Source organism: Sandarakinorhabdus sp., assembly GCF_032115815.1.
Classification (GTDB): Bacteria; Pseudomonadota; Alphaproteobacteria; order Sphingomonadales; family Sphingomonadaceae; genus Sandarakinorhabdus.
The window spans coordinates 1-8226 of the sequence record NZ_JAUMBI010000168.1; the positions used below are offsets into that span (position 1 = coordinate 1).

The window sequence follows — 8226 nt, forward strand, 5'->3', positions numbered from 1 at the left end:
TGATGGTGTCCAGCATATAGGCATTGCGGAAGCTGTTGCCGGCCGGGCGAATGTTGTTGGCAGCCAGGTTCAGGCCCGGATTCAGGGCAACCGAGATCACCGGCATTTCGGTGGTGAAATCCACCTTTTGGCTGGCGACGCCAAAAATGGCGCTGCCCACGGCGCTGTTACTGCCATACGGCGAGGTCGGCTTGCTTTCCGCCGTCGAATGGTGCGCATCGAGTTCGAGGCGCAGTCCGCCCGGGCCGTCCCACTTGATGTTGCCGCCCAGCGACTTATTGATGTTGCGGTTGGCGGCCAGCGCACCGGTGATGGCAATGTCCTTGCCTTCGCCCGGGCCGAATTCCTCGGCATAGAAATTGGGGCCGGCGGCCGGACCATTGGTCCAGCTGCTGCTGGTGTTGTTGTGGTTGAACCACACCCCGATGCTGTTGGTGCGGGCATCGATGGTGTTCTGCGAATAGGTGTAGTCCAGCACCATGTTCAGCGTGTCGGTCGGTTTCACCTGCAGCACGACCTGGCCGTTGATGCGTTCACGATCGATGTCGGTGAAATCATAGCCGGCGTTCTGGGTGACCTGGTAGGTATCGGTCGGCCCCGGACGGTTCTGCGTCTTGGCGAAATTGCCGCGCCAGTCGTTGGCGTCAACTGGCAGCGAGCCCCAGTTGTTCTCGTTGCCCAGATAGCCTTCGCGCCAGCCAGCGTTGAACTGCGCCAGGCTGGCCTTGCGGCGCTGGTAGATGCCGGTGACGAGGATGCCGACGCGATCATCGGCAAAGGTCTTGGAAAGGATACCCGACACTTCCGGGGTCACCTTGGTGTCCTCGAACGTGTGATCGATCATGCCCTTGACCGAGATGCTGCCCTTGAAGCCGGGGCGATCCAGCGGACGCGGGGTCTGGATGTTGATGACCGAACCGATGCCGCCGGTCTGCAGCGTGGCGCGGCCGGACTTGTAGACCTGCACGCCGGCAATGCCTTCGGCGGCGAGGTTGGCGAAATCGAAGCTGCGCGAGGCCGGCGCTTCGCAGCAGCTGCCCAGGCCCGAGGCCGGCATCTGGCGGCCGTTCAGCAGCACTAGGTTGAAATCGGGGCCGAAGCCGCGGACGGTAACCTTGGAGCCTTCGCCGTTCTGACGGTCGATGGACACGCCAGTGATGCGCTGCAGCGATTCGGCGAGGTTGGTATCGGGAAACTTGCCGATGTCTTCAGCCGAGATGGCATCGACGACACCCAGCGCATCGCGCTTCACGCTCAGCGATTTCTGCAAGCTGGCGCGGATACCGGAAACGACGATTTCCTCGACATTTTCCGCATCAGCCGCCGCTGTGGTCTGCGCCACCACCGGCTGCGCCGCAGCCCCAAGCGCCAGCACCGAAGCACCGACCATGAAACGGCCCACGGCCGGACGAAACGACATGATCATCAGCGATTCTCTCCCCCAGGTCGCTCATCCACCCTGCTGTTTGAGGCGGTTGTGAACGTTCACTACATGCGATGGCTATATGAGAACGTTCCCTTAGTCAAGCATCTGTCATGGAGATGTCTCACCACGAAGTGGCGCGTCCGGTAATGCCGTCCTTTTGACGCTTGGCGATCAAGGCGCGAGGCTCGGTCAGTGCTGGAAATGCGAGAAACTGGCGCGCCCGGCAGGACTCGAACCTGCAACCCCGAGGGTAGAAGCCACGTGCTCTATCCAGTTGAGCTACGGGCGCGTGGCGCTGCAAATGCAGCGGAAAGCCGGGAAAATCCAGCGTTACTCGTCCGCCAGATCGAGATAGGGAGCGACGTCGTTATCGGTGGCAATCCATAGCTTGGACTGCACATCTTCGCTCTGGACGGCAGCGATGGCCATGGCTTCGGCCAGCGGTCCATAAAAGAGAGTTTCGGCGACCGGATCGCCGTCATCAAGCCGATACAGACGGACGCTTGCCGAACCAAACGTGCTGCGCATCAGCGAAAATTGTCAGCGTACGCCTGGATCTTCAACCGTCTCGGCCCCAGCGTGACAATCTCCACCTCCAGCCCATTGGCCTCGGCGTAGGCGCGAGCAGCGGCTTCGCTGGGAAAGCGCAGTTGCACCTGGCCAGCAGTGAAACCGCTGCCAGTCCAGCCGGTCAGCGGATCGGCGCGCATGCGATCATCGCGTTCGAATTCCAGCAACCATTCGCCGGTGTGGGCGCGGCCGGACTGCAGTGCGTGCTTGGGGCGTTGGTAAAGGCGGGCGTGCATGGAAGCCCTTCTGCGCTTGCAAGCGGCGGCAGGCAAGTGGGTGGCAGCCTCAGTATGCGCGGGCGATCGCGAATTCCACCGTTTCGGTGAGCGCGTCACGCGCCGGGCCCTTGGCAAAGCTGCCCAGCACATCGATGGCGCGCTGGCCGTAATGGCGAGCGCGGGCCATGGTATCGGCCACGGCATTGGTGGTGCGCAGCAACTCGCCGGCACGGGCCAGTTCGACATCGCCATTGGCTCTGCCGGTCATGGCGCGGCGCCAGAATTCACGATCATCCTCATTGCCGCGGGCATAAGCCAGGATCACCGGCAGGGTGATCTTGCCGTCGCGGAAATCATCGCCGGCATTCTTGCCCATGGTTTCCGCGTCCGACACATAATCGATCGCGTCATCCACCAACTGGAAGGCGATACCGAGATAACGACCATAGCTGGCCAGCGCCTCCTCACCCTTTTCATCACGTTCGGCGACCACGCCGGCAATCTGGCAGGCAGCGGCGAACAGCGCGGCGGTCTTGGCGCTGATGATATCAAGGTAGCGATCTTCGGTGGTGGTAACATCACGCGCGGCGGTGAGCTGGGCCACCTCGCCCTCCGCAATCACGGCCGATGCGCGCGACAATATCTTGAGCACGCGCAACGAGCCGTCTTCAACCATCAGTTCAAAGGCGCGACTGAACAGGAAATCGCCCACCAGCACACTGGCCGGATTGCCATAGAGCGCATTGGCCGTGACCTTGCCGCGGCGCAGACCAGACGCATCAACCACATCATCATGCAGCAGAGTGGCCGTGTGGATGAACTCCACGGCCGCCGCCAGCTTGTAATGGCGGGTGCCTTCATAGCCCAGCAGGCTGGCACAGCCCAGGGTCAGCATCGGCCGCAGCCGCTTGCCGCCGCCGGCGATCAGGTGGCCTGCCAGTTCCGGGATCAACGCCACCGGCGATTGCATGCGATCGAGGATCACATGGTTGACCGCGTTGAGACCCGGCGCAGTCAGGTTCATCAGCGCCTGGATCGACGGTTCTCGGCGGAGGGTATGGACAGTCGCGCTCACGGCGTTTTCCTTAGCCCAACTCTGGCCACGTGCAAGCATGGCCTTGCCCCCCGCGTTGCTGTGCCGCAAAAGAGCGAGGTGCCGGGCTGCCGGCATCAGGGGGGAAACCGCGTGACTGATCCGGTGTTGCAGGCCTATCGCGAGAGCATCGACAATATCGATGCCGCTCTGGTGTTCATGTTGGCCGAGCGCTTCAAGATCACGCAGGCCGTTGGCCGCTACAAGGCTGAAACCAGTCTTCCCCCGGCTGATCCCGGCCGCGAGACCGAGCAGATCGCCCGTCTGCGCGCCTTGGCCGCCAGCGCCAATCTTGACCCTGAATTTTCCGAGAAATTCCTGCGCTTCGTGATCGACGAGGTGATCCGCCACCATCAGGCAGCGCGCGGCTGACGACGGTTCAGGCAGCGCGCGGAAGCGTAAGCACCACAAGCAGGCCGCCCAGATCTTCCGAACTGTCGAGCGCGACGCTCCCACCATAGAGTTCAGCGACATCCTTGACGATGGCGAGGCCAAGACCGGTGCCCGGCTTGTCGGTATCCAGACGTTCGCCACGTTCGAACAGCCGGCTGCGCTGGTCGGGCGCGATGCCCTTGCCGTCATCTTCCACCAGCACCCGCACCTGATCGGCGTCGGCTTCCACGGTGATGAACACCCGGCCGCCGCCATGCACAGCGGCATTGTCGATCAAATTGCCCAGCATTTCCTCAAGATCCTGCTGCTCGCCGCGAAAGGCGGCATCATGATCGCCAGCCAGATCGATCAACACCTTGGCCTGGTGGATACGCCCGACCGTGCGCGCGATGGCTTCCAGCGACGGCCACACTGGTGTTCGGGCGGTGGAGGCGGCGCGGCGACCGGCGGCGCGGGCGCGGGCGAGCTGGTGATCGACATGGCGCCGCATCACCTGCACCTGGGCTTCGATGGTGCGGGCCAGCGGATCATCGCGGCCACGCGCTTCGCCGATCAGAACGCTCATTGGCGTTTTCAGCGCATGGGCGAGATTGCCGGCGTGGCGCCGCGCCGCTTCCGACTGCGCTTCGCCATGCGCCAGCAGCTCGTTGATCTCTGCCACCAGCGGTTCCACCTCAACCGGGAATTGCGCTTCCACCCGCCGCGCTTCGCCGGAGCGAATGGCCGCGATGGCCTTGGACACCCGCCTCAGCGGGGCCAGGCCATAAATGGATTGCAGACCGACCATGACGATCAGGCCGATGCCCAGCACCCCAAGGCTCCAGCCGACAACGGTGCGGGTGCGCGCCTTCTGCCGATCAAGATCGCGGCTGGATTGCGCCACCTGGAACAGGAAGGGCTGGGCCGCACCGGGCAGGCGCACACTGCGCGCGATCACCCGCAGCGTTTCGCCGGCAAATTGCGTGCTTTCAAATTTGCAGGGGGTGCGGCAATCTCGATCGCCCGGAGGTTGCGCCAGCTGGCGATCCCACAGGCTGCGCGATGGAAACGGCGCATGGCCGCCGCCCGACACCTGCCAGTAAAGGCCGGAATACGGCTCGGCAAACCGCTGATCGCCCAGCGGCCGCAGCAGGCGCACATCACCCACTTCGTCCAGCTCGGCCGCATTGATCATCGCATTCAGGTTGTTGGCCAGCTGCTCGTCGAAACTGGTGGTGAGTGTATCATCCAGCACCTGCACAAGCGCCAGACCGCCCACACCCAGCAGCATGGTGATCCACACCGCAGCGATCAGCACCATGCGCCGCTGCAACGAGCGGCGCGTGCTCACCGCTGCCGGCTCAGAGCTGATCGTTGAGACTGTAGCCAAGGCCGCGCGTGGTCATGATCAGATCGGCACCCAGCTTCTTGCGGATGCGGGTGATGAACACTTCGATCGTGTTGGAATCGCGATCGAAATCCTGATCATAGATATGTTCGATCAGTTCGGTTCGGCTCACCACCTTTCCCTTGTGGTGCATCAGGTAGGAAAGCAGCTTGAACTCCTGCGCGGTCAATTTCACCGGTTCGCCGTTCAGCGTCACTCGGCCCGAACGGCCATCCAGGCGCACACCGCCGGCAGTCAGTTCCGATGTCGCCTGCCCTGCCGCCCGCCGGATGATGGCGCGCAACCGGGCCACCAGTTCCTCGATCTGGAACGGCTTGGCCAGATAATCGTCGGCACCGGCATCAAGGCCGGCAACCTTGTCCGACCAACTGTCGCGCGCGGTCAGCACCAGCACCGGCATCACCCGGCCTTCGCGGCGCCAACGGTCAAGCACGGTCAACCCGTCGAGGCCCGGCAGGCCGAGGTCGAGGATCACCGCGTCATAGGCTTCGTTGGCGCCCAGATAATGGCCTTCGTCGCCGTCAGCGGCGGCGTCAACGGCATAGCCTGCCTGTTCCAGCGCATTCTTGAGCTGGCGACGCAGATTGGGTTCGTCTTCGACGATCAGTATTCGCATTGGCCCCTGTCCACGATAGTCCTGTCCACGATTAACGCTGGCACGATGAAACCGGCTCCCGTCCAGCTGGCGCTGCTACCCGCGCGCGCTTGGCGGTTCTCAAAAACTCTGCCGGCGCCGAACGGGCGCGCCGGTGCGGGCATCCACATCAACATTGATCAGATTGCCATCCCGCAGAAACCGGAACCGGTAGGTGCGGCTGGACTGATCAAACTGCACGCCCACATACTCACCCCGGTTTTCCTGCATCACGCGGCGCTGGATCGGTTCCAGCGGCATGATCTCCCCAGCGCGCACCATGTCGTGCACGTCGTTGGGGCCAGCAAGAGCCGGTGACGTCGCCATCAGGGCCAGGCTGACCAGGAAGTACAAGAGGTTACGCACACGCATGATCCCGTTTATCAACCGCGTTGAGCAGGCTTCAGCGCCGGCTCCGACCACAACCATCTGCCCGCCACCGCTTGAACCCGCCCTGAACATGAACAGGTTTCTGGACGACAGCATCTGGCGATCTTGTGCCGCATCGCCGCCTTCAGTGCAACCGCTGCCTCTTGCCAGCCGCGGCGGGACAGGCCACTGCCTCCCCCATGTCCCCTCCCCGGCCCGAACCTATTTTCACTCTTGAATCAATTGGCCTGAAAAACGGTGCCGGCTGGCTGTTCCAGGGCCTGTCGCTCACCCTTGATGCCCGTGACCGCGTGGCGCTGATCGGCCGCAACGGCGCCGGCAAATCCACCCTGCTGAAGATCATCGACGGCAGTATCGAGCCGGATCAGGGCCGCCGCGCCCTGGCCGGCCGGCTGAAGATCGGCCGGCTGGAGCAGGATCCGCCGATGGGCGATTTCGAAGCCCTGGAAGATTATGTGCTGGCCGGCGGCGCGCAGCCCCACGAAGTGGCGGCGCTGGCCGATCAGATCGGGCTCGATCTGGCCCGCCCCGCTGCCACGGCATCGGGCGGCGAACGTCGCCGTGCCGCGCTTGTGCGGGTACTGGCCGAAGCGCCGGATCTGCTGCTGCTGGATGAGCCGACCAATCACCTGGATATTGGTGCCATCGAATGGCTGGAAAACTGGCTGGATCGCAGCCGCTGCGCATTGGTGGTCATCAGCCATGATCGTGCCTTCCTCACCCGGCTGACAAAGAATTGCCTCTGGCTTGATCGCGGCATGCTGCGCCGCGCCGAAGTGGGTTTTGGCGGCTTTGACGCCTGGTCCGAAGCCGTCGCTGCCGAGGAAGAGCGCACCGCCCAGCGACTCGACACCAAATTGCGTGCCGAAGAACATTGGCTGCAGCGCGGCGTGACCGCCCGGCGCAAGCGCAACATGGGCCGGCTTTCCAAGCTGATGGACCTGCGCGAAACCCGCCGCAGCCTGGATCGTGGGCCGACATCAGCGCGGATCGCCACCGAATCCAGCGATCCCGGCTCAAAGATCCTGATCGACGCCAAGGGCATATCGCTGGCGTTCGGTGATCGCGCCATCCTCAATGATTTTTCCTTGCGCATCCGCAAGGGCGATCGCATCGGCATCGTCGGCCCCAACGGTGCCGGCAAATCGACGCTGATCAAGCTGCTGCTCGGGCAGATCGCACCCGACAGCGGCACCATAACCCGAAGCGCCGCGCTGGCTCCCACCATCATCGATCAGCATCGCCAGCGGTTGAAAGGCCGCACCGTGCGCGAAGTGCTGGCCGATGGCGGCGAGTGGATCGAGGTGAACGGTTCGAAAAAGCATATCGCCGGCTATCTGAAGGAATATCTGTTCGATCCCGGCGTGATCGATGCGGCGGCCGAAACCCTGTCAGGCGGCGAACAGTCCCGCCTGTTGCTGGCACGCGAGTTCGCCACGCCATCGAACCTGATGGTGCTCGATGAGCCGACCAACGATCTCGACATGGAAACGCTCGATCTGATCGAGGAGGTGATCGGCGATTATGATGGCACCGTGGTGCTCGTCAGCCACGATCGCGCCTTCCTCGATCGGGTGGTGACAATGATCGTCGCCCTCGATGGCACCGGCAAGGCCGAAGTGAGCGTGGGCGGCTGGAGCGAATGGGTGGCCCGCCAGGCCCCGGCAGCCGCTGCCACCAAGGGCGGCCGGATCAGCGCCGCAACCCCGGCCAGCGCACCCCGCAAGGCCGGAAAATTGAGTTACAAGGATGCGCGCGAACTGACCGAACTGCCTGCCCGTATCGCCGCACTCAACAAGGACATCGCCGCTCGCGAGACTGCGATGGCCGATCCCGATCTCTACGCGAAGAACCCAGCGCGTTTTGCCGCGCTCACCACCGAACTGGATGGCCTGCGCGAAACGCTGGAGGCAGCGGAACTGCGCTGGCTGGAACTGGCCGAGATGGAAGAGCAACTGGCGGGCTGAAGCAGCGCAGGCGACCGCTACCCACAACCAGCCGTCATGCTGAACTTGTTTCGCCGGCATTCATGGCGAAGCTGCCCTAGGAGGCGCACCTTCTGGAGCAGTTCGTTCCATGAATGCTGAAACAAGTTCAGCTCAACGAAGACAATAT

General features: G+C 63.4%; 9 protein-coding genes and 1 tRNA gene. 2 read left to right on the forward strand and 8 right to left on the reverse strand.

All coding sequences use genetic code 11. From position 1 onward, the window contains the following. The 5 genes from RT662_RS09825 to RT662_RS09845 all read right to left on the reverse strand — a co-directional run. The coding region (locus tag RT662_RS09825) for a TonB-dependent receptor plug domain-containing protein (RefSeq protein ID WP_409530158.1) at window positions 1-1420 on the reverse strand (1420 nt) is incomplete at its 3' end. Between the two features lie 218 nt (window positions 1421-1638). Then, a tRNA-Arg gene (locus tag RT662_RS09830) sits at window positions 1639-1715 on the reverse strand. A gap of 41 nt (window positions 1716-1756) precedes the next feature. Beyond that, window positions 1757-1954 (reverse strand): hypothetical protein, encoded by a 198-nt coding sequence (locus RT662_RS09835; protein ID WP_313670532.1) that lies wholly within the window; start codon window positions 1952-1954, stop codon window positions 1757-1759. Then, window positions 1954-2232 carry an NADH dehydrogenase ubiquinone Fe-S protein 4 gene (locus tag RT662_RS09840; RefSeq protein WP_313670533.1) on the reverse strand — a complete coding sequence of 93 codons (279 nt, stop codon included), beginning with the start codon at window positions 2230-2232 and terminating at the stop codon, window positions 1954-1956. The genes RT662_RS09835 and RT662_RS09840 overlap by 1 nt, the downstream gene beginning before the upstream one ends. 49 nt (window positions 2233-2281) lie before the next feature. Then, on the reverse strand, window positions 2282-3289 hold the full coding sequence (locus RT662_RS09845; protein WP_313670534.1) for a polyprenyl synthetase family protein: 1008 nt from the start codon (window positions 3287-3289) through the stop codon (window positions 2282-2284). A 111-nt stretch (window positions 3290-3400) separates the two neighbouring features. Between RT662_RS09845 and RT662_RS09850 the strand changes: the two genes are divergently transcribed. Beyond that, the gene (locus tag RT662_RS09850) at window positions 3401-3679 is read left to right on the forward strand and encodes a chorismate mutase (protein ID WP_313670535.1); all 279 of its coding nucleotides are present in this window, start codon (window positions 3401-3403) and stop codon (window positions 3677-3679) included. 7 nt (window positions 3680-3686) lie between these two features. Here the strand turns inward: RT662_RS09850 and RT662_RS09855 are convergent, their stop codons facing one another. From RT662_RS09855 to RT662_RS09865, 3 genes are all read right to left on the reverse strand, one after another. Further along, a complete protein-coding gene (locus RT662_RS09855) occupies window positions 3687-5030 on the reverse strand; it encodes a HAMP domain-containing sensor histidine kinase (RefSeq protein ID WP_313670536.1) in 1344 nt (447 codons plus the stop codon). Between the two features lie 10 nt (window positions 5031-5040). After that, window positions 5041-5703: a response regulator transcription factor gene (locus RT662_RS09860; RefSeq protein WP_313670537.1), complete on the reverse strand. Its 663-nt coding sequence runs from the start codon at window positions 5701-5703 to the stop codon at window positions 5041-5043. A gap of 99 nt (window positions 5704-5802) precedes the next feature. After that, window positions 5803-6093 (reverse strand): hypothetical protein, encoded by a 291-nt coding sequence (locus tag RT662_RS09865; protein ID WP_313670538.1) that lies wholly within the window; start codon window positions 6091-6093, stop codon window positions 5803-5805. A 197-nt stretch (window positions 6094-6290) separates the two neighbouring features. Here RT662_RS09865 and RT662_RS09870 point away from each other — a divergent pair, with 197 nt between their 5' ends. Beyond that, on the forward strand, window positions 6291-8078 hold the full coding sequence (locus tag RT662_RS09870; RefSeq protein ID WP_313670539.1) for an ATP-binding cassette domain-containing protein: 1788 nt from the start codon (window positions 6291-6293) through the stop codon (window positions 8076-8078). Window positions 8079-8226 lie beyond the last annotated feature (148 nt).

Coding starts and splice junctions, on each gene's coding strand:
- RT662_RS09840 (WP_313670533.1), bottom strand. CDS start 2,232: ATGCACGCCCGCCTTTACCAACGCCCCAAGCACGCACTGCAGTCCGGC.
- RT662_RS09870 (WP_313670539.1), top strand. CDS start 6,291: ATGTCCCCTCCCCGGCCCGAACCTATTTTCACTCTTGAATCAATTGGC.
- RT662_RS09835 (WP_313670532.1), bottom strand. CDS start 1,954: ATGCGCAGCACGTTTGGTTCGGCAAGCGTCCGTCTGTATCGGCTTGAT.
- RT662_RS09860 (WP_313670537.1), bottom strand. CDS start 5,703: ATGCGAATACTGATCGTCGAAGACGAACCCAATCTGCGTCGCCAGCTC.
- RT662_RS09865 (WP_313670538.1), bottom strand. CDS start 6,093: ATGCGTGTGCGTAACCTCTTGTACTTCCTGGTCAGCCTGGCCCTGATG.